At 47.6% G+C, this 19,441-nt stretch carries 22 protein-coding genes; 20 read left to right on the top strand and 2 right to left on the bottom strand.

What is annotated here, in order from left to right; genetic code table 11:
- The first annotated feature begins 43 nt into the window (after window positions 1–43).
- The 4 genes from NtB2_RS05985 to NtB2_RS05970 are packed head-to-tail and all read left to right on the top strand — an operon-like array spanning window position 44 to window position 2,783.
- Complete coding sequence (locus NtB2_RS05985) at window positions 44–688, top strand: DnaD domain-containing protein (protein WP_109246042.1); 645 nt, start codon at window positions 44–46, stop codon at window positions 686–688.
- Window position 689: 1 nt separating this feature from the next.
- Window positions 690–1,337, top strand: coding sequence for an endonuclease III (gene nth, locus NtB2_RS05980; protein ID WP_109246041.1), 648 nt, complete (start codon window positions 690–692; stop codon window positions 1,335–1,337).
- Window positions 1,330–2,013 (top strand): tRNA (adenine(22)-N(1))-methyltransferase, encoded by a 684-nt coding sequence (locus tag NtB2_RS05975; protein WP_109246040.1) that lies wholly within the window; start codon window positions 1,330–1,332, stop codon window positions 2,011–2,013. The genes nth and NtB2_RS05975 overlap by 8 nt, the downstream gene beginning before the upstream one ends.
- Window positions 2,010–2,783: a Nif3-like dinuclear metal center hexameric protein gene (locus tag NtB2_RS05970; RefSeq protein ID WP_109246039.1), complete on the top strand. Its 774-nt coding sequence runs from the start codon at window positions 2,010–2,012 to the stop codon at window positions 2,781–2,783. Before NtB2_RS05975 ends, NtB2_RS05970 begins: the two co-directional genes overlap by 4 nt.
- 28 nt (window positions 2,784–2,811) lie before the next feature.
- Here the strand turns inward: NtB2_RS05970 and yidA are convergent, their stop codons facing one another.
- Together yidA and NtB2_RS05960 are read right to left on the bottom strand one after the other, a co-directional pair.
- Window positions 2,812–3,615 carry a sugar-phosphatase gene (gene yidA / locus NtB2_RS05965; protein WP_109246038.1) on the bottom strand — a complete coding sequence of 268 codons (804 nt, stop codon included), beginning with the start codon at window positions 3,613–3,615 and terminating at the stop codon, window positions 2,812–2,814.
- The gene (locus NtB2_RS05960) at window positions 3,612–4,892 is read right to left on the bottom strand and encodes an HD domain-containing protein (RefSeq protein ID WP_109246037.1); all 1,281 of its coding nucleotides are present in this window, start codon (window positions 4,890–4,892) and stop codon (window positions 3,612–3,614) included. The genes yidA and NtB2_RS05960 overlap by 4 nt, the downstream gene beginning before the upstream one ends.
- Window positions 4,893–5,007: 115 nt before the next feature.
- Between NtB2_RS05960 and NtB2_RS05955 the strand changes: the two genes are divergently transcribed.
- The 16 genes from NtB2_RS05955 to NtB2_RS05885 all read left to right on the top strand — a co-directional run bounded on the left by NtB2_RS05955 (window position 5,008) and on the right by NtB2_RS05885 (window position 19,309).
- The gene (locus NtB2_RS05955; RefSeq protein WP_109246036.1) at window positions 5,008–5,400 is read left to right on the top strand and encodes a YwiB family protein; all 393 of its coding nucleotides are present in this window, start codon (window positions 5,008–5,010) and stop codon (window positions 5,398–5,400) included.
- Window positions 5,393–6,559 carry an AbrB/MazE/SpoVT family DNA-binding domain-containing protein gene (locus NtB2_RS05950; protein ID WP_109246035.1) on the top strand — a complete coding sequence of 389 codons (1,167 nt, stop codon included), beginning with the start codon at window positions 5,393–5,395 and terminating at the stop codon, window positions 6,557–6,559. Before NtB2_RS05955 ends, NtB2_RS05950 begins: the two co-directional genes overlap by 8 nt.
- A 66-nt stretch (window positions 6,560–6,625) precedes the next feature.
- A complete protein-coding gene (locus NtB2_RS05945; RefSeq protein WP_109246034.1) occupies window positions 6,626–7,129 on the top strand; it encodes a dihydrofolate reductase in 504 nt (167 codons plus the stop codon).
- Between the two features lies 1 nt (window position 7,130).
- Window positions 7,131–7,301, top strand: coding sequence for a hypothetical protein (locus NtB2_RS08635; protein ID WP_165814966.1), 171 nt, complete (start codon window positions 7,131–7,133; stop codon window positions 7,299–7,301).
- A gap of 21 nt (window positions 7,302–7,322) precedes the next feature.
- A complete protein-coding gene (gene clpX / locus NtB2_RS05940) occupies window positions 7,323–8,570 on the top strand; it encodes an ATP-dependent Clp protease ATP-binding subunit ClpX (RefSeq protein WP_109246033.1) in 1,248 nt (415 codons plus the stop codon).
- A gap of 145 nt (window positions 8,571–8,715) precedes the next feature.
- Window positions 8,716–9,525, top strand: coding sequence for a PRD domain-containing protein (locus NtB2_RS05935; protein ID WP_109246032.1), 810 nt, complete (start codon window positions 8,716–8,718; stop codon window positions 9,523–9,525).
- A gap of 39 nt (window positions 9,526–9,564) precedes the next feature.
- Window positions 9,565–11,484, top strand: a complete 1,920-nt coding sequence (locus tag NtB2_RS05930; RefSeq protein WP_109246031.1) for a beta-glucoside-specific PTS transporter subunit IIABC — start codon at window positions 9,565–9,567, stop codon at window positions 11,482–11,484.
- A gap of 10 nt (window positions 11,485–11,494) precedes the next feature.
- Window positions 11,495–12,919 carry a 6-phospho-beta-glucosidase gene (locus tag NtB2_RS05925; RefSeq protein WP_109246030.1) on the top strand — a complete coding sequence of 475 codons (1,425 nt, stop codon included), beginning with the start codon at window positions 11,495–11,497 and terminating at the stop codon, window positions 12,917–12,919.
- Between the two features lie 109 nt (window positions 12,920–13,028).
- Window positions 13,029–13,622: a ribosome biogenesis GTP-binding protein YihA/YsxC gene (gene yihA, locus NtB2_RS05920; protein ID WP_109246127.1), complete on the top strand. Its 594-nt coding sequence runs from the start codon at window positions 13,029–13,031 to the stop codon at window positions 13,620–13,622.
- On the top strand, window positions 13,609–13,959 hold the full coding sequence (gene folB / locus NtB2_RS05915) for a dihydroneopterin aldolase (protein ID WP_109246029.1): 351 nt from the start codon (window positions 13,609–13,611) through the stop codon (window positions 13,957–13,959). Before yihA ends, folB begins: the two co-directional genes overlap by 14 nt.
- 2 nt (window positions 13,960–13,961) lie before the next feature.
- Window positions 13,962–14,999 carry a GTP cyclohydrolase I FolE gene (folE, locus tag NtB2_RS05910; RefSeq protein ID WP_109246028.1) on the top strand — a complete coding sequence of 346 codons (1,038 nt, stop codon included), beginning with the start codon at window positions 13,962–13,964 and terminating at the stop codon, window positions 14,997–14,999.
- On the top strand, window positions 14,996–16,060 hold the full coding sequence (folP, locus tag NtB2_RS05905) for a dihydropteroate synthase (protein WP_109246027.1): 1,065 nt from the start codon (window positions 14,996–14,998) through the stop codon (window positions 16,058–16,060). The genes folE and folP overlap by 4 nt, the downstream gene beginning before the upstream one ends.
- On the top strand, window positions 16,050–16,532 hold the full coding sequence (locus tag NtB2_RS05900; RefSeq protein WP_109246026.1) for an NUDIX domain-containing protein: 483 nt from the start codon (window positions 16,050–16,052) through the stop codon (window positions 16,530–16,532). Before folP ends, NtB2_RS05900 begins: the two co-directional genes overlap by 11 nt.
- A gap of 7 nt (window positions 16,533–16,539) precedes the next feature.
- Window positions 16,540–17,808: a bifunctional folylpolyglutamate synthase/dihydrofolate synthase gene (locus NtB2_RS05895; protein WP_109246025.1), complete on the top strand. Its 1,269-nt coding sequence runs from the start codon at window positions 16,540–16,542 to the stop codon at window positions 17,806–17,808.
- A 180-nt stretch (window positions 17,809–17,988) separates the two neighbouring features.
- Window positions 17,989–18,630 carry a deoxynucleoside kinase gene (locus NtB2_RS05890; protein ID WP_109246024.1) on the top strand — a complete coding sequence of 214 codons (642 nt, stop codon included), beginning with the start codon at window positions 17,989–17,991 and terminating at the stop codon, window positions 18,628–18,630.
- A gap of 76 nt (window positions 18,631–18,706) precedes the next feature.
- Complete coding sequence (locus NtB2_RS05885; protein ID WP_109246023.1) at window positions 18,707–19,309, top strand: class I SAM-dependent methyltransferase; 603 nt, start codon at window positions 18,707–18,709, stop codon at window positions 19,307–19,309.
- Window positions 19,310–19,441: the final 132 nt, after the last annotated feature.

Here is a 19,441-nt window from a genome sequence, read left to right as displayed (position 1 = left end):
CTGAAATTTTGTGTCGTCTTATGGGGTATGATATAATATTACTATGACATATTACCAGGCCTATCAAGAAGGGGCAATCCATCTGCCCAAAGCTTTTCTGGATCATTTCGCAGGGCTTTTTAAGAATGCGGATGATTTTTTAGTATGGCTTTATTTCCTTGACAACAAGGACATTGCTCCTAGTGAAATTGCTCAAAAAATTAATAAACCCCTGGCTGAGGTCAATCAAAGCATCAGCCAGCTCCAGGAAATCGGGGCTCTCAAGCTGACCTTTCATAGCAACGGCCAGGACATGAACTTTGATGTCTCTGAGGCCTTCCGCCACCTCGATCAGCTTTCTGGTCAGTTGGAAGGACATCAGCAGGCTGAAGAAGGAGACAATCCTCTGTCAGAGCTCATCCAGGCCTTTGAAGCTGAGATGGGTATGATTACGCCCATGCAGCAGGAGGAAATCCAGGCCCTGCTTTATGAAGACCAGTATGAGCCAGAGACCATTCGTCTGGCCCTAAAAGAAGCGACCTTAAATCGTAAGACCAATTTTAACTATATCAAGGCCATCCTCAAGAATTGGCGGAATGACGGGGTTTCTGCCAGTCGTCAAGAGCTTAAGCAAGAGAAGAATGCTGGCCCTGAGCCAGAATCAGCAGATAACTTCTTTATTCCCCTAGACGGCCCATGGAGTCACTGATATGATTACAAAAAAGAATTTTTTAGCAGCCCTAAAAATCATCGATGAGATGTTCCCTGATGCCAAGGGGGAGCTGGACTGGGAGACCCCCTTTCAGCTCTTGATCGCCGTGATACTTTCAGCCCAGACAACAGACAAGGGCGTGAATAAGGCAACGCCAGCCCTCTTTGCCAAATTTCCAGATGCGGAAAAACTGGCCCAGGCTGAGCTTTCAGAAGTGGAAGCCTGCATCAAGACGATTGGCCTTTATAGGACCAAAGCTAAAAATATCATTCGGACAGCTCAAATGCTGGTCTCAGACTTTAACTCAGAGCTTCCGCGAGATAAGAAAACCCTCCAGCTCCTGCCTGGCGTAGGCAGAAAAACGGCCAATGTGGTGCTTGGCGAAGCCTACGGTGTCCCTGGTATCGCGGTCGACACCCATGTCGAGCGGATTTCAAAGCGACTCGATCTGGTCCCACAAAAGGCGACAGTCCTCGAGGTAGAAGAAAAGCTGATGAAGTGGATTCCAGAAGAAGACTGGACCCAGTCACACCACCAGCTCATCTTCTTTGGTCGCTATCACTGCACGGCCAAGAAGCCCCAGTGCGAGGTCTGTCCGGTCATTGAATATTGCAAATATGGAAAGCAACACTATAAAAATGTCTAAAGATACGATTTTATCCAAACGGCTTAAAGCCGTTGCCAGCTATGTCCCAAAAGGGGCGAGGTTGGCTGATATTGGCTCAGACCATGCCTACCTTCCGGTTCAGCTGGTCAAGGATGGTCTGATTGACTTTGCTATTGCTGGCGAAGTGGTCAAAGGGCCTTTTGAGAATGCTCAAAAAGAGGTGGATTCAGAGAGTTTACATAATAACATTTATGTTAGATTAGCTAATGGCCTTAAAGCTGTTGAGATTGAAGACCAAGTCGACTGCGTTGTTGTTGCTGGGATGGGAGGGATTCTTATCTCAGACATCCTTGATGATGGGCTTGAGAAGCTTGATGATGTAAAGACTCTGGTCTTGCAACCTAATAATCATGAAGAAGTTTTACGCTCCTGGTTAGAATTACATAATTTTATTATTGTAAAGGAAGAAATTCTGCTGGAAGCGGGCAAATTTTATGAGATTATTGTCGCTCAACCGGGTCAAGTTAATCTGACGGAGCTTGATAAGAACTATGGACCTCACCTAAGAAAAGAAAAGTCTTCTGTCTTCAAGCAAAAGTGGGAGAAAGAGCTGAGGACCTTAGACAAAATCCTCGCCCGATTGCCTGAAGAACGCCAGGAAAAGCGGGCCGAGGTCATGGCAAAACAAAAAGAGATTCAGGAGCTATTGAAATGAAATTAAAGGATTTTGTAGCAGAATATGAGGCCTTTTGTCCTAAGGAACTCGCCCTGGAAGGTGACCCAGTCGGCCTCCAGGTTGGTTCTCCAGAAATGGAAATTAAGAAGGTCCTCGTGACACTGGATATTCGTGAACAGGTCGTTGAAGAGGCGATTCGCCTGGGAGTCGATCTGATTTTAGCTAAGCACCCCTTGATTTTCAGCCCGCTGAAGAATCTGACTAGTCTGGAACCCCAGGAAAAGTTGGTCCTTGACCTGGCCAGCCATCACATCGCAGTCTATACCAGTCACAGCAATATTGATGTGGTCAAGGGCGGTCTGAATGATTACTTTGCAGAGATGCTGGGGATGACCGACCTAGAAGTCCTAGATGACGCAGAGAGTCTAGGACGAGTCGGTAATATCGAGCCGACCAGTCTCGCTGACTTTAGCGAGAAGGTCAAGAAGGCCCTTGGTCAAGAGCGTTTAAGATTGATCAGTTATGACCAGGAGCTCAAGCAGGAAATCCGCCGTATTGCTGTCTGCGGTGGCTCTGGAGCGAAGCTCTGGCCTATTGCAAAGGCCAAAGGTGCAGACCTCTATATCACGGCAGATGTCTATTATCATGTTGGACATGACATGCTGAGTGGCGGGCTTTTAGGGATTGACCCTGGCCATTATATGGAGCAATACTTTATCCCTCTGGTAGCTAGGAAGCTGGAAAGCTTTGATAGCGATGTAGAGGTCATTCAGAGTCAGGCGAATACGAATCCATTTTATGATATTTAAAAAAGTCTTTCCAAATCCGGAAAGACTTTTACAATACCCAAGTATTAATCGCATGGGCGACACCGGCCTCAGCATTTGACTTGGTGATGTATTTGGCGATTTTTTTGAGGGCTTCTTTGCCGTTTTCCATGACGACGGGGTTGCCGACGGCTTCAAGCATGGAGCGGTCGTTTTCTTCGTCTCCGATGGCCATGAGTTCGTCCTTGTCCAAGAAGAGCTTCTCAGCAAGCTCAAGGACGGCATTTCCCTTGCTGGCCTTTTTATTCATGAATTCCAGGTAGTAAGGGGTTGATTTGACCATGGTGTAGCGTTCAAAGAACTCAAAGGGCAGGTAGGCGATGGCGTTGTCGAGGCTTTCTGCCTCATCGACGATCATAACCTTGGCGATTTCCAGGCCTGCGATTTCTTCAGGCTGGCGAAAATGGAGGGGCATCTTGACCATCTCGGCCTCGTGGACCGTGTATTTGCCGATGTCTCTGTTGCTGGTGTAGATGCCGTCGATAGTGATGGCGTGTAAGGGTGAGCCAATCTTACGGGCAGCGGCCTCAATGTTTAAATAATCTTCAGCGGTCAAGCTTTCTCTGATGAATTCTTCGCCTGTGTCTGCCCGCTGAACCAGGGCACCATTGTAGGTGATGACGTAGTCGCCAGGCTCATTGAGATTGAGCTCGTCGAGGATGTCTTTGACGCCCATCAGGGGACGGCCGGTCGTGATGACGATTTTCACGCCCGCCTTCTTGGCCTTAGCGACAGCTTCTTTGACTTCGGCGACAATCTTGCGGTCTGGGTCGAGTAGGGTTCCATCGAGGTCGATGGCAACAAGTTTAATCATAGTTCCTCCTTTGGAAAAAAGCTTTCATTCTTGATATATTGGGTAAATTCAGGCTTGTCCAGCATGATTTTTGGGAAGTAGAAGCGGGCATTACCGTGACTGGTTCCAGTAATGGAAGCAACGACGGGCGACAGCTCTGAGAGCTCAGTCAGCGTACCATCCTTGGCCAGAATTTCAATCTGAGTTCTAGGCTTTTCTGAATTTGGTCGATAGAAATCATAAGGCAGGTCAAAGTTAGAATGGAGACCGGTATAGTAGTCAGGGTCAAAGCCGCCCTCAGCGACCTGGTCGATCAGGACCTTGAGCTGTTCTTCGTCATTCTTATGATAGATGACAGATTTGAGCAGATGGCGGTTGATGTAACTAGCAGCCAAGTCTGAAAGAATCGGGTCAGGATGCTGAATCCAGGCCTGGAAATAGGTATTCATGACCCCATCATCAAGGGCCAGATAATCCTTGAGTTGGTTTTTTTGCTCGAAGAAGGGGACCAGATTGGGGCTGGTCATCTTAAAGAAACTGTCTTCTTTTAGATAGAGGTCTTTGGCCCGGGCGAGAAGCTTAGCCAGCTGGACCTCCATGGCCCGACTGGCCGGATGGAAGTAGACCTGCATATACATCTGATAACGGCTGATCAGATAGTCCTCGACAGCGTGCATGCCGTTGGCCTTAAAGGCAATCCCATTTTCCATCGGAATAATGACACGAAGAATCCGGGTCAGGTCAAATTCGCCATAAACTGCCCCAGAATAATAAGCATCCCGGAGGAGATAGTCCATCCGGTCCGCATCAATCTGAGAAGAAATCAGCTGGACGACCTGGCGGTTGGGATATTTGTGGGAGATGACACTGGCCACTTTTTCTGGAAAATCAGGAGAGACCTGACGTAAGACAGCGTTAATTTCTGTCTCAGGGCTGGTAATGATTTCCTGGGTCACCGCCTCGTGGTCGGTCCCAAAGAGGCCCTCAAAGGTGTGGGAATAGGCCCCGTGGCCGACATCATGGAGGAGGGCGGCAGTCTGGGTCACCAGGTTTTCTTCAGGATTCCAGCGATCGGGATAGGTCGCTGTGAAATAATCTGTGATTTTCTTTGCGATATGGTAGACGCCCATGCAGTGGCTAAAACGGCTGTGCTCAGCCCCGTGAAAGGTAAAGCTTGAGGTGCCGAGTTGTTTGATTCTGCGGAGACGTTGAAATTCCGCGGTGTTGATCAGGTCGTAGATGGTCTGATTTTGCACCGTAATATAGTTGTGAACAGGGTCACGGAAGACTTTTTCCATAAGTATCCTTTCTTGGGCTTAACTCCTTTTATTATAACCTAATTAAAAAAAGATGAAAAGGCTTAACGCTCTTAAAGGGCTCGCAAAAAGCGGGAAAATAAGATAAAATAAAGGAATGAAAATTATCATCCAAAATAGGATTAAAATGTTGGACAGCAAAGAAGAAGAGCTGATTCACAATGAGTTTGACGGAACATTTAAGAAACTCAGTCAAGGCTCAGCCCTGAATTATGTCAATGAAGAAGGGGAAAAGGTCCTCTTGAAATTTGACGAAAGCGGCCTTTCAATGAGTCGTTATACAGCTGAAGGAGCTCTGGTCATGCGATTTAACAGGGATTTGGAGACTCAGATGAAGTTTCCAGGCTTGGGGCCTCTCGAGCTCCTGACCGACCAGTATCATCTGGATGAGGCCCGAGGCCTGCTCAGTGTCCATTACCGCTTAGCTCAAAAGGGACAGGCCTTTTCAAGCTATCAACTCAACATTCACTGGGGTGAACAGAATGTCTAAGATTATTCTTCCAAAGGAGCTTTATGAAAAGCTAGAGCTGGAGCAGGGTCAGGAGATTGAAGTGATCGACATCGCCAGAGATAGCTTTACGGTCAAGGCGGTCGATGCCAACCATCATAGCGACTATGCCCCTCGCTGGTTTATCCTGCCGACGGTCATTGCGACGCTGATTTTCTCGCTCCTTCTTTATTTCATTCATCAGGGCCATGTGCTGGCTCTGACGGGGAATCTGTCGCTGTCGACGGCTGTGTCTGTCGGGGCCAATGCTGTAGCGATTATTACTTTTACGATTGCTTATTTCCATAAGCGGAAGACCTTTTACCGTAACATGTCGCCACGTTCTTATTGGCGGACCTTCTTGACGGTGGTGGTCTCGGTCTTGATCATCATGTCGCTGATTTTGTTGGGCCTTTTCTGGTTTTTGGGTCAGATTTTTCACGGTGTAAAATTTGATCTGGTCACATCGACCATCATCTTTGCCGTCTTTTCTGCGATTCTAAATTATTTTATGATTTTCATCGTGGACAGTTTTTCAGTCAATATGATGGTGACCATGCTGATTGGGGTCTCGATTGGTGGGCTATTGTCGAGCATGGCGACCTCAGGAAATCCTTATTGGTGGCAGAGGAATTTCTCAGAGCTGGGGACGAGGGCCTCTGATTCTAATTTACAGTTCAATCTTACTTTGATTGTCTCAGCCGCCCTGATGATTGCCCTCTTTGATTATATCTTTGTGAGCCTGCGTGAAAAAGTCGGGGTCAAGGTCCGGCATATCATCTTGCAGTCTACGCTAACGCTTTGTGCGGCTTCCATCGCCCTGGTCGGCATGATTCCAAATAACGGCGAAGGGCTGGCCCATGTGGCCCATGACCTGGCGGCCCAGGCCATCGTCCTCTTTATGAGTCTTTCTATCCTGGGAATTCGCTGGTTTCTGCCGACCATGTCTGAAAACATCTACTGGATTTCCTACGGGATTGTGGCATTGATTATTCTTTCTTATCTGCTCTGGCATCCCTTTCATTATTTCAGTCTGACGGCCTTTGAGATGCTGTCTTTTAGTCTGAGTTTTGCCTGGATCATGCTTTTGATTAACAATTTGCTGGGCATGCTCTGGAATACGAAGCAGACCTACCAGGTCGAAATCCAGTCTGAAGACTAAAATTCAATAAAGCATATCCGCTCTTAATTTGCTATAATAAATCATAAAAAGAAAGGGGAGCTGAGCATGACGATTGCTGCAATTTGGGCAGAAGATGAAAAGAGACTGATTGGTGTCGATGGCCATCTGCCCTGGCGACTGCCGGCTGAACTGGCCCATTTTAAGGCGACGACCATGGGGCAAAGCATCCTGATGGGTCGCAAGACCTATGAAGGTATGAATAAGCGTGTCCTGCCTGGCCGGACCAGTATTGTCTTGACCAAGCAGGCAGACTATGATGCTGAAAATGAGGCCGTTCTGGTCATGCACAGCGTAGACGAGGTCCTGGCCTGGTATCAAAAGCAGGCCGACGACCTCTACATCATCGGTGGGGCTGAGATTCTAAAAGCTTTTGACGGCCACTATGAAAAGCTCTATCAGACTCTAGTCCATGGCGAATTTGAGGGGGATGCTTATTTTCCTGAAAATTTAAGCTTTGCTGACTTTGAACTATTACGTCAAAAACGGCACGAGCAGGATGAGAAGAACCCCTATGCCTTTACTGTAAAAGAATTTGGAAGACTAAAATAATATGACAAAAAATCTTTTTGGGCTCTTTACAGCCCTCTTGTGCGTGGCCTGTGTCATCATTGCAGGACAGGCCTTTAGAAGAAAGCGTTGGGGCCTGGGCCTAATTTTCTTGCTCAATGCCTTTACCAATATCGTCAACTCCATCCATGCCTTTTTTGGCACCCTTTTCTAAGATTGAGAAAGAAGTTTAATCATGTCAGATAAAGACAAAGAAATGAATATGAACCCAGAACTCCGTTGTTCTTTTTGCGGTAAGCCTCAAGAAGAGGTCCAACGCCTAATCCTTGGCAATGGCGTCGCTATTTGTAATGAATGTATCGCCCTCTCAGAGAGCATCCTCCAGGAAGAGTCTAAAAAAGAGCTCTCTGAGGACGTCCTCTCTGTCAAGACTCCCAAGGAGATGTTTGAAGAACTCAGCCAGTATGTGATTGGGCAAGAACGTGCCAAACGTGCCCTGGCTGTCGCTGTCTACAACCACTATAAGCGGATTGCCTTTCAAGACGAGGACCAGCATGGCGATGACGGGGCCGTCGAGCTTCAAAAGTCAAATATCATGCTGATTGGGCCGACTGGCTCAGGGAAGACCTTCCTGGCTCAGACCCTGGCGAAATCACTGAATGTACCTCTGGCGATTGCTGATGCGACCAGCCTGACTGAGGCCGGCTATGTCGGAGAAGACGTAGAGAATATCCTGCTGAAGCTTTTGCAGGCCAGTGATTTCAATATCGAGCGGGCTGAGCGTGGAATTATCTATATTGACGAGATTGATAAGATTGCTAAAAAGTCTGAAAATGTTTCTATTACCCGAGATGTTTCAGGTGAAGGGGTTCAACAGGCCCTCCTGAAGATTATCGAGGGGACTGTTGCCAGCGTGCCACCACAGGGCGGTCGTAAGCACCCGAACCAGGAGATGATTCAGGTCGATACAAAGAATATTCTCTTTATCGTCGGCGGTGCCTTTGATGGCATCGAAGAAATCGTCAAGCAACGGCTGGGAGAGAAGATTATCGGCTTCGGATCAAATAATCAAGCCTTGGCTGACGACGAGTCCTATATGCAGGCCATCATCGCTGATGATATTCAAAAATTTGGTCTGATTCCTGAGTTTATCGGCCGTTTGCCTGTTGTCGCTGCCCTTGAACCGTTGACTGAAGAGGACCTGGTCCGGATTTTGACAGAGCCAAAGAATGCCCTCATTAAGCAGTACAAGCAGTTGATGGCCTATGATGAGGTCGAGCTGGAGTTTGAAGATGAGGCCTTGCAGGCGATTGCCGAGAAGGCTTTGGAACGCAAGACCGGTGCCCGTGGTCTCCGCTCGATTATCGAAGAAATCATGATGGATGTCATGTTTGAGGTGCCGAGTGAAGAGGAAGTGGCGAAAATTGTGATTACAGCAGGGGCTGTGCGGGGCGAAGCTAAGCCTGAAAAAATTTATAAATAAAAAAGCTTGACAAGGCTTACATTTCTTGTTATCATTAGATTAAAATTAAAAAGCGAAATGAGTCGTGACTATTAAATTAGGCGAAATCAGGTAAGAGGAAAGAATATCTTCTACATGGTTTCGTCTTTTTTGCTAAGGAGAAAATGTGAGAATAATTAAGATTCTAAATCATAATACGGCCTTGGTGGTGGATGGCGAAGAAGAAAAGGTGGCGATGGGCCGGGGGATTGCCTTTGGAAAGAAGCAGGGCGAGCGCCTAGATATTGAGCTGGCCGAGAAGGTTTATAGTCTGACAGGAAAGGGCTCAGACAGCCTCCTTGCCTCTCTGGATCCCAGGCTTCTCGACATTTCACACAAGACACTGGCCTACGCAGAAGAGCAACTGGAGGCCAAGCTCTCTGACCTGAGCTTTGTAGCCATTGCTGACCACCTGTCAGCCGCCCTCAGCCGGGACCAGGCTGAGCTGGAGGTGAAGAACTTCCTGCTCTGGGACATCAAGCGACTCTTTTCTAGGCAGTTTGAGGTCGGCCGTTTTGCACTTGACCTGGTTGAAGAGACCTTTGGCGTTAGGCTAGCAGAAGATGAGGCGGGCTTTGTTGCCTTGCATGTCATCAATTCTAGTCAGACGGCTGATGCCAGCAAGCTGACCAAGCTGATGGAGGAGATTCTCACGCTGATTCGATTTAGTCTGAATCAGACCTTTGATGAAGAAGACATATATTTCCAGCGTTTCATGACCCATTTGAGCTTCTTTGCTGAGCGGATTTTGAGCCAGTCAGGAAGCAGGAGTGATAGGGCCGATGACGACATGTTGGAGATGATTCGGGCCAAGTATCCTGAGGCCTATGCGGTCAGCGAACGCTTAGCTGACTATATCGAAAGTCAGTATGACTACAGGCCAGCCAGAGATGAGTTGCTCTATCTCTCGATTCATCTGACCCGCTTGATTAATTAATGTGTACTAATTTATAAATTATATAAAAAGGAGATTCCTATGGGAAATTACCAAGCACTCGCCGAAGACATTATCGAAAATGTCGGTGGCAAAGACAACGTAAACTCGGTGGTTCACTGTATCACACGGCTTCGCTTTAAGCTAAAAGATGAGAGTAAGGCCAACACAGAAGTCCTCGAAAACATGGAGGGCGTGGTCACAGTCATGAAAGCTGGGGGTCAATATCAGGTCGTTATCGGCAATCACGTGCCGGCTGTCTTTGAGGATGTGACCCAGTTGCTTGGCTTTGAACAGGCGACTGATGCTGATGATGGCAATGAAGAAAAAGGCTCGATTTTCAACCGCCTCATCGACGTTCTATCCGGTGTCTTCCAGCCCTTCCTTGGCGTCCTAGCGGCATCTGGGATGATTAAGGGGCTGAATGCCATGTTTCTGGCCTTTGGCTGGATCACAGCAAGCAGCGGGACCTACCTGATGCTGAATGCCATCGGCGACGCTATCTTCACCTTTATTCCGATCGTTGTTGGGATGGCGGCGGCTCGTAAATTCAAGATTGATGCCTTTCTTGGCCTTGTTCTCGGTGCTGCCCTGGTCTATCCGGCTATTCAAACGCAGACATTGCAGGCAGCCGGTGACCCTATTGGCGTCTTGTTTAAGGGGACATTTCTGGAGAGTCCTTATTACACGACCTTCTTAAATATTCCCTTTATCACGCAAAATTATAGCGGGACGGTGGTGCCCGTGCTGGTTACAGTCTGGCTGGCCAGCGTCTTGCACAAACGATTGAAGCGGGTCATTCCTGAGATGTTACAGTCCTTCTTTGTGCCCTTCTTTACGCTTTTGATTACGATGCCGATTGCCCTGATGGTCATTGGTCCCATCTTGAACATTGCGACTAACTTGCTTTCTAGCGGTTTCCAGGCTCTGCTCGGCTTTAATCCGATTATCTTCATGGCACTGGCCGCCTTTGTCTGGCAGGTCATGGTTATCTTTGGACTCCACTGGGCTCTTGTTTCGATTGCTATCGTACAGACAGCCCAGCTGGGTTATAACCAGATTCTTTCTTCTATCTTTGCGGTCTGCTTTGCCCAGGTTGCCGTGGTCTTTGCCCTCTGGTTAAAATTCAAAAAAGAAGACAAGACCCTCCATACACTGGGTATTCCAGCTATGATTTCTGGTCTGGCTGGTGTGACAGAACCTGCGATTTATGGGATTACGCTAAAACGTAAAAAGGCTTTTCTCTTCTCTATGATTGGTGGCGGGGCTTCAGGTGCTGTCCTTGGCCTGATCAATGCCCGCAACTATACACTGGGTGGCCTTGGTGTCTTCGGCCTTCCGAGCTTTGTAGGCCCTGATGGTAATCTGAACGAGATGTATATGGCCTTGGTATCCATTGTTGTAGCTGTCCTTGTGGCCTTTCTCTTGACCTGGTTCTTTTATGGAGCCAAAGACGAAGTCAAGCTTCATGCAGGAGAGCCGGAAAAGCCTGAGCAGGAGGCTAAGGCCTTGCCAAGCCTCAAGAGTGAAGCGATTGAACTCCCTCTGATGGGACAGGTCAAATCACTTGAGACAGCTTCAGACCAGGTCTTTGCCAGTGGTGCCATGGGCAAGGGCATTCTGGTTGAGCCGACAGATGGCGAGATTATCGCCCCGTTTGACGGCGAAGTCGTCACGGTCTTCCCGACCGGCCACGCCATCGGCCTTCGCTCTGATAGCGGTGTTGAGCTCTTGATTCATATCGGCATGGATACAGTCCAACTTGAAGGTAAGCACTTTGAGAAGCTGGTCAATGACGGGGACCGGGTGACGAAGGGGCAGGTCCTGATTCGCTTTGACAAGGAGGCGATTAAGGCCGACGGCTATCTGGTTGAGACGCCGGTCCTCGTGACCAACACCGACAGCTACAATGACGTTTTAACACACACAGATGGCAAATTTGTCATCGAGACGATTGCATAAGGGAGGGATTATGACATTTCCAAAAGATTTTCTATGGGGCGGAGCAACGGCCGCCAATCAACTTGAAGGCGGCTACAATGAAGGCGGACGAGGCCTCGGCAATGTTGATGTCCTGCCAGCCGGTCCTGATCGGATGAGCGTGGTCCTGGGTGAACGGGAGATGCTGGACTTTGAGGAGGGCTATTATTACCCGGCCCAGAAGGCGATTGACTTTTATCATCACTGGAAGGAGGACATTGCCCTCTTTGCTGAGATGGGTTTCAAGACCTTCCGGATGAGCATTGCCTGGACTAGAATTTTTCCAAAGGGTGATGAACTTGAACCAAATGAAGAAGGCTTGAAATTTTATGAAGACATCTTTATAGAGCTCAAGAAACATGGTATTGAGCCCCTGGTCACGATTACCCATTTTGACTGTCCGATTCATTTGATTAAGAAATACGGTGGCTGGCGAAACCGCATCATGCTTGATTTTTATGAGCGATTGGCCCGGACATTATTTACACGCTACAAGGGTTTGGTTAAATATTGGCTTACTTTTAATGAAATCAACATGCTTCTTCACGCCCCATTTATCGGGGCTGGAATCGTGCTCAAGCCTGGCGAAGACCGGAAGAAGACATTATATCAGGCGGCCCACCATGAGCTGATGGCCAGCGCCATTGCCACAAAAATAGGACACGAGATTGACCCGGAAAATCAGATAGGCTGTATGGTGGCGGCTGGCGACTACTATCCCAATACGCCCAAACCAGAGGATGTCTTTGAGGCGATGCAGGAGCAACATCACAATCTTTGGCTAATCGATGTCCAGGCGCGGGGCTCCTATCCCCACTATATCCTGAAGCAGATGGAACGGGAGGATGCCAAGCCTGAGATTTCTGATGCGGATGCGAAAATCCTTGCGGAAAATACGGTTGACTTTATCTCCTTTAGCTACTATTCATCGAGGGTGGCTAGCAGCTCGCCCGAGGATAAGGAGAAGACAGCTGGGAACATCTTTGCCAGCATTGAAAATCCCTATTTGAAGGCTTCAGAATGGGGCTGGCAGATTGACCCGCTGGGCTTTAGGATTACCATGAATAGCCTCTATGACCGCTATCAAAAGCCTCTCTTTGTTGTGGAAAACGGCCTGGGGGCTGTGGATACACCAGATGAGGCTGGTCATGTCCAGGACGACTACCGGATTGACTACCACCGTGAGCATATCAAAGCCATGCGAGATGCAATTGATATTGATGGTGTGCCGGTCATGGGTTACACCAGCTGGGGCTGTATTGACCTGATTTCAGCCGGGACTGGCGAGATGAAGAAACGCTACGGCTTTATCTATGTTGACCGGGACAATGAAGGCAACGGTAGTCTCAAGCGGACGAAGAAGGCCAGCTTTGATTGGTACAAGCGGATGATTGCCTCTAATGGCGAGGATTTGTGAGCATAGAAAGTGATGGCAGATGCTGTCGCTTTTTTAGATGCTTTTTTCTCCATCATTTCCTAAAAAAGAAGCCCTTCATTCTCCCTCAATTTATGATAAAATAGAAGGCATGAATATCAACAATCTATCCCTGACCATTTCAGCGGCTTCAAGCAAGCAATATCCTGAGACCAACATACCTGAAATCGCTCTGGCTGGCCGCTCTAATGTCGGAAAGTCAAGCTTTATCAATACGATTCTCAATCGTAAAAACTTTGCCAGGACATCTGGTCAGCCGGGGAAGACCCAGTTGCTGAACTTTTATAATATTGACGATACAGTTCACTTTGTTGATGTGCCAGGCTACGGCTATGCCCGGGTTTCTAAAAAAGAGCGGGAAAAATGGGGGAAGATGATTGAAGACTATCTGACCCAGCGTGAAAACCTTCGTGCGGTCGTCTCGCTCGTCGACATCCGCCATGAGCCTTCAGAAGACGACATTCTCATGTATGAATTTCTCAAATTTTATGAGATTCCTGTGATTGTCGTGGCGACAAAAGCCGACAAGATTGCCAGAGGAAAATGGAACAAGCACGAGGCCATGATTAAAAAGGCCCTGCAATTTGATTCGACCGATGACTTTGTCATCTTTTCGTCCTTTGACAAGACCGGGATTTCAGAGGCCTGGAAGGCCTTGGAACAATATATTTATGTACAAGATTAAAATCAATAAGATGCAGTTTTTCGGGCACATCGGTGTCCTGCCAGAAGAGAAGGTCCTCGGCCAGAAGCTGGAGGTTGACCTAATCGTTGAGACTAACTTTAATTTTTCTGGCAAAGACCAGTTGGATGAGACTTTGTCCTATGTGGCTTTTTATGAGGAGTTGGAGAAGCTTGTGGCACAGAGCAGGGTTGACCTGATTGAGACACTGGCCTACCAGATGATTGATCGGATTAAGGCTTTGGATAATCGGATAGGTGCAGTAGAAGTCCACCTGAGAAAGCTGGCAGTACCGATTGACGGCATTTTTGACCATGTAGAAATTGAGATGAGAGGATAGGCATGCATAGCGTTTATTTAAGCCTGGGTTCAAATATGGGAGACCGGCAGGATTACCTCCGCCGGGCGATTGCTTCGCTGGGAGAAAACCCAGGTATTTTGATGGAGCAAGTCTCTCGCTTTTATGAGACCAGCCCAGTGGGGGGTGTAGTCCAAGATGACTTTATCAATGTAGCCCTCAAACTGTCGACGACGCTTGGGCCTGACGAGCTCCTCGCCTTTATCCATGAGGTTGAGGCGAAGCTTGGCCGTGAACGACTGATCCACTGGGGTCCACGGACGATTGACATCGACATCCTGCTTTATGATGAGCTGGAAATGAATTCTGACGATTTAACCCTGCCACATCCAGAGCTCTTTAAGCGCCTCTTTGTTCTTGAGCCCTTGGCAGAGCTCTTGCCAGATGACGGACGGATTAAGACAGCGATTGAGCAATTATCAAAAACTGACCAGGCTGTCCAGGTGGTTGAAGCAGAAGCTCCGGCCGAAGAACGCCTGGAAGATGCTGTCGGAGAGATTCTCAAGGCTGTCGGCGAAGACCCGAGTCGTGAAGGCCTCCTTGAGACACCTAGCCGGGTGGCCAAGATGTATGCTGAGATTTTATCCAGCCAAAAGAAGGCCAAGTTTGATGAGTACAAACTCTTCAAGATCGATGTGGCCGAGCAGGACCAGGAGATTCTGGTCAAGGACATTCCCTTTTATTCGATGTGCGAGCACCACATGCTCCCATTTTTTGGTGTGGCTCATGTGGCCTATCTTCCGACCGATGGGAATATCATTGGTCTGAGCAAGATTCCTCGTCTGGTAGACTATGTCTCACGCCGGCTTTCCGTCCAAGAAAACATCACTCGTGAGATTGCTGAGACCATGAATGAGATCCTGAAGCCAAAGGGCGTAGCTGTCCTTGTTGAGGCCCGGCACATGTGCATTGAGATGCGGGGCGTGAAAAAGCTTAATTCAAAGACCAAGACGACCTTTTTCCTCGGTGAATATGACAGCAATCTTAATCAACGCCAGGAATTTTTGGAGGCGATCAAGTGAAGATTTCAGCCGTCTCAGAAGGAAAATCCCTCTCAGCCATCCCCATCCGCTTTGAGGGAATAGCTAAAGAAGAGCTAGCTTTGAAGGCTCTCGAAAGGCATGATAAAAAGGCAATGTTGACAACTGAAGATTGTCTAGCCTTTTTTACTGTTTTTGAGCTGGAGCAACTGCTCAAGAGCTGGTCTCTTGAGGCCGGCAAGGCAGAGCTAGAAAAGATCCTTAAAGCCCAGACCGTCCAATGGTCAGGTCAAAACTTCAGCTTTGACCTAACGCTAGATCCTATCGTCTACGCCATTCTCAATGTTACTCCAGATTCCTTTTTTGATGGGGCTGAAGCCAATCTCTCGGTCGACAATGTCTTGAAAAAAGCCAGCTATGACCTAGAAAAGGGGGCTTCTGTCCTCGAACTCGGCGGCAAGTCCTCAAGACCGGGCTATGAAGACATCAGTCCAGAAGAAGAATGGAGCCGGCTGAAGGCTGTGATACCAGCCATCAAGCAGGAATTTCCTCAAAGCATCCTGGCCGTCGACACCGACGAGGCCTATGTCATGGAGCGGGTCCTGGATGCCGGTGTTGACATTATCAACGACATTGACGGCTTTGACACTGAGGAAAAACTCAAGATTATCGAAAGCTACAAGCCAGCCGTCGTCGTGATGAATAACGGCCGGGCGGGCTTCAGCTACGCTGATAATGTCTTTGACGAGCTAGCGCTTTTCTTTGAAAATAAGGAAAAAGAGCTCCTTGCTAGAGGACTCAAGCCTGAAAACATTGTCTTAGATGCCGGAGTTGGCTTCTGGACTGGCGATTCGGGTTCAGACTCTGTCTACCGGATTAAGGCGACGGAGCTCCTCAGCCGTCAAGGTCTGCCCGTCATGGTAGCCATCTCAAGAAAGTCTTATATGACCAATATCTTTGAGATGAGCCCAGGCGAGCGTCTCTTTGGCTCGCTGATTTTTGCCAGAGAGATGATTGAGCAAGGAGGGAGGGTCTTGCGGGTCCATGATGTGGCCGAGACCCAGCGTCTGATTAAGGGAAATCGACTTTATCATGAATTTTGATTTATTAGAAGAAATCCAGGATTTTAGAGGCTCAAAGTTCGATGAGATCAGGGAGCTTATGGCAAGTGAGACAGACCTTAGAGGCAAGCAAAATCCTCGAGTACAGCTCTCGGCCAGTGCCCTGGTCTTCTCTGGGGAGCGACTCTATTTTATCGAGCACCCCTATCAAAAAGACTGGTTGCTACCGGCTGGCCACGTCGAGTTGGACGAGCAACCGCTTGAGACAGCCATCAGAGAATTTCATGAAGAAACAGGCCTGTTTGCAAAAGCCGGCCTCTTAGTTGACCTGAATATCATTAAAATTCCAGAGAATGTCATAAAGCACGAGCCAGCTCACAGGCATATTGACTTTCGTTATTTATTGGAGCTGGTGGAGGATAAGCCAGCTGAAGAAGCAGAACTCAAGGTCAAACTGATGACAAGGGCAGAAGCCCCAGAAGAATTTAAGCCATATTTTGATTTAGAAAGATGAAGATGAGATGACAAGGATTGATGAAGCCCTAGACTGGATTCACTCCCGGCTAAAATTTAATATTCGACCTGGTTTATCGAGAGTCGAGGCCCTTCTAGACCGGCTTGAGCATCCCGATCGGTCCCTGTCTATGATTCATGTGGCTGGGACCAATGGCAAAGGCTCTACCGTAGCTTTTACGGCTTCGATTTTTAGAGAGGCTGGTCTCAGAGTGGCGACCTTTACAAGCCCCTTCATTGTCAGCTTTGGCGAGCGGATGTCTATTAATAGCGAGCCTATCCCTGATGAGCGACTGATTACCTATGTCGACCTGATGAAGCCAATGGTTGAGGAGATGGACAGCATTGATGAGCTGGCTGGTGTGACCGAGTTTGAAATCATCACAGCCATGGCCTTCAAGTACTTTGCGGATGAGACTGTCGACCTGGCCATTATCGAGGTCGGGCTTGGTGGTCTTCTTGACAGCACCAATGTCATTTTACCTGAGCTGACGGCCATAACGACCATTGGACTGGACCATGTTGACATCTTGGGTGACAGCTATGAGGCGATTGCTAGTCAAAAGGCCGGTATTATCAAGGATAAGGTGCCTCTCGTGACGGGAAATATTATTCCTGAGGCGATGGCTGTGATTGATGAGACAGCGAAACAGCATGCTAGTCGGCATTATCGCTACGGCCAGGACTATAAGCTTAACTATGACGGCAATCCTGAAGAGCGCTTTGATTTTGAAGGCCAAGGCATGAGGCTTTCTGGCCTTGTGAAAGGCCTCCAAGGCAAGCATCAGATTGAAAATGCAGGCATGGCGATTGAGATGTCGCTGATTTATGCAAGGCAAAAGGGGATTGAACTTTCAGAAGACCTTATTTCTAAAGCTGTTGCCAAAGCCTTTTGGCCAGGACGCATGGAAGAGATTGCCCCTTCTGTCTTTATCGACGGGGCCCACAACGTCCATGCCATCAGACGTTTGATTGATAATCTTGAGACGGAATTTGCTGGCAAGAAGCTCAGGCTTCTCTTTTCAGCTATCACGACCAAGGACATCGGACAGATGCTGGACTTACTGAAGGCTGTGCCTGGGGCTAGTCTTAGCCTGACGACTTTTGATTATCCTAAGGCCCTGGCTTTGGAGGACTTCAAGGGGTCAGGCCTGACACTTGTCGAAGACTGGTATGAGGAAGTAGATAAAGAAATTCAGAAAGATGAGATTTTAATTGTGACAGGTTCGCTCTATTTCATTTCACAAGTTAGGGCTTATCTTTTAAGTAAAGACTAGAATATAAAAAGAAACGAAAGAGGAAAGAAAAATTTTGATCGTTTTTTGCGATTGAAGTGAGCAAAAAATCGATGGATAAAAATTTCAAGCTTGCCTTGAAATTCACATCTACGATGAGCTTAAAATAAGAGCGGAGGGCAAATTTTGCTTCTCCGCAAGACCTAGAAAGAGGAAAGAAAAATTTTGATCGTATTAGCAGGAACCATCGGGGCTGGGAAGTCTAGTCTGGCCAAGGCACTCGGAGAGCACCTTCATACAGAAGTTTTTTATGAAAGTGTAGACAATAACCCCGTCCTTGACCTTTATTATCAGGACCCACAGAAGTATGCTTTTTTGTTGCAAATTTATTTTTTGAACAAGCGTTTTGAGTCCATCAAGCAGGCCTACCGTGAGGATAACAATGTCCTTGACCGGTCGATTTTTGAAGACGAGCTTTTCTTAACACTTAATTATAAAAACGGCAATGTGACAGAGACTGAGCTCAATATCTATAAAGAACTCCTCAACAACATGCTCGAAGAGCTCGAAGGCATGCCGAAAAAGCGACCTGACCTCCTCGTCTATATCGATGTTTCCTTTGATACCATGCTCTCACGCATCAGCAATCGGGGTCGGAGCTTTGAGCTTTTTGATGACCAACCTGAGCTCAAAGCTTACTACAAGCAGGTTCACGGCGAGTACCCATCTTGGTATGAAGACTATGATGTCTCGCCAAAACTCCGGATTGACGGCGACAAAATTGACTTCGTCAATAACCAACAGGACCTGGCCTATGTTTTGAATCAGATTGATGAAAAATTAAAAAAGCTTGATTTGTTATAATTCTCTTTAATTTTTGTTATGAAATTGTGATAAAGTCTGCTATAATAGTCTTAAAAGATGATGAGAAGGAGACCCTATGGCAAAAGAAAAAAACTCCCAAAAACTCTCCAAGCAGTTGAAAAAGCAATGGCAGGGACAGTTTCCTAAGAAAATTAAAGATTATGTTGTTAAAAATCTTGAGATTGAAGGACAGCCTGCCCTGCTCGATGTCGGCTGTGCCAATGGTGACCTTCTGGCCATGCTCTATGACCAGTATGACTTCTACGGCACGGGTCTGGATGTCTCTGAGGAGATGATCCAGCTGGCCAAGGAAAAGCATCCGGCCTTCAACTTTTTTGTCGGTGCTGCGGAGCAACTGCCTTTCCCTGACGATGCCTATGACATCATCGTTTGTTCGGCTTCCTTCCATCATTTCACGGATCCGCTTCGCTTTTTGAGAGAAGCTGAACGTGTCTTGAGGCCTGATGGAAGGCTCGTCATTGCTGAGATTCGGATTCCACTTTATGACCTTCGAAAACTCTACAACAAACGTCTGGAGAAGCAGACGGCTGATGTTGAAGAAGAAGTCAAGGTCTATAGCCAAAGGGAATTGGAAGAGCTCTTTGAAGAGGCCGAATTTTATATGGAAGACCAGAAGAATACATTGCAGATTCAGTATTATGAGTTGAAGAAGCAGTAATAAACGGCTCTTTGTCAAATCGTGTGGGATTTAAAATCTCAAAGATAATAGGTAACCTCGGTTGCCTATTTTTTTATATGTTCATAAGGAATACCCGTTTCCTAAAGTTTCTAAAAGTCCTGAAACCAAACG

The sequence above is a fragment of the Lactococcus termiticola genome (assembly GCF_003116835.1).
GTDB classification, from domain to species: domain Bacteria; phylum Bacillota; class Bacilli; order Lactobacillales; family Streptococcaceae; genus Lactococcus; species Lactococcus termiticola.
Note: the sequence above shows the minus strand (reverse complement) of the source record. Positions and strands in the feature narration are given on the sequence as shown.

Coding starts and splice junctions, on each gene's coding strand:
- NtB2_RS05985 (WP_109246042.1), top strand. CDS start 44: ATGACATATTACCAGGCCTATCAAGAAGGGGCAATCCATCTGCCCAAA.
- nth (WP_109246041.1), top strand. CDS start 690: ATGATTACAAAAAAGAATTTTTTAGCAGCCCTAAAAATCATCGATGAG.
- NtB2_RS05975 (WP_109246040.1), top strand. CDS start 1,330: ATGTCTAAAGATACGATTTTATCCAAACGGCTTAAAGCCGTTGCCAGC.
- NtB2_RS05970 (WP_109246039.1), top strand. CDS start 2,010: ATGAAATTAAAGGATTTTGTAGCAGAATATGAGGCCTTTTGTCCTAAG.
- yidA (WP_109246038.1), bottom strand. CDS start 3,615: ATGATTAAACTTGTTGCCATCGACCTCGATGGAACCCTACTCGACCCA.
- NtB2_RS05960 (WP_109246037.1), bottom strand. CDS start 4,892: ATGGAAAAAGTCTTCCGTGACCCTGTTCACAACTATATTACGGTGCAA.
- NtB2_RS05955 (WP_109246036.1), top strand. CDS start 5,008: ATGAAAATTATCATCCAAAATAGGATTAAAATGTTGGACAGCAAAGAA.
- NtB2_RS05950 (WP_109246035.1), top strand. CDS start 5,393: ATGTCTAAGATTATTCTTCCAAAGGAGCTTTATGAAAAGCTAGAGCTG.
- NtB2_RS05945 (WP_109246034.1), top strand. CDS start 6,626: ATGACGATTGCTGCAATTTGGGCAGAAGATGAAAAGAGACTGATTGGT.
- NtB2_RS08635 (WP_165814966.1), top strand. CDS start 7,131: ATGACAAAAAATCTTTTTGGGCTCTTTACAGCCCTCTTGTGCGTGGCC.
- clpX (WP_109246033.1), top strand. CDS start 7,323: ATGTCAGATAAAGACAAAGAAATGAATATGAACCCAGAACTCCGTTGT.
- NtB2_RS05930 (WP_109246031.1), top strand. CDS start 9,565: ATGGGAAATTACCAAGCACTCGCCGAAGACATTATCGAAAATGTCGGT.
- NtB2_RS05925 (WP_109246030.1), top strand. CDS start 11,495: ATGACATTTCCAAAAGATTTTCTATGGGGCGGAGCAACGGCCGCCAAT.
- yihA (WP_109246127.1), top strand. CDS start 13,029: ATGAATATCAACAATCTATCCCTGACCATTTCAGCGGCTTCAAGCAAG.
- folB (WP_109246029.1), top strand. CDS start 13,609: ATGTACAAGATTAAAATCAATAAGATGCAGTTTTTCGGGCACATCGGT.
- folE (WP_109246028.1), top strand. CDS start 13,962: ATGCATAGCGTTTATTTAAGCCTGGGTTCAAATATGGGAGACCGGCAG.
- NtB2_RS05900 (WP_109246026.1), top strand. CDS start 16,050: ATGAATTTTGATTTATTAGAAGAAATCCAGGATTTTAGAGGCTCAAAG.
- NtB2_RS05895 (WP_109246025.1), top strand. CDS start 16,540: ATGACAAGGATTGATGAAGCCCTAGACTGGATTCACTCCCGGCTAAAA.
- NtB2_RS05885 (WP_109246023.1), top strand. CDS start 18,707: ATGGCAAAAGAAAAAAACTCCCAAAAACTCTCCAAGCAGTTGAAAAAG.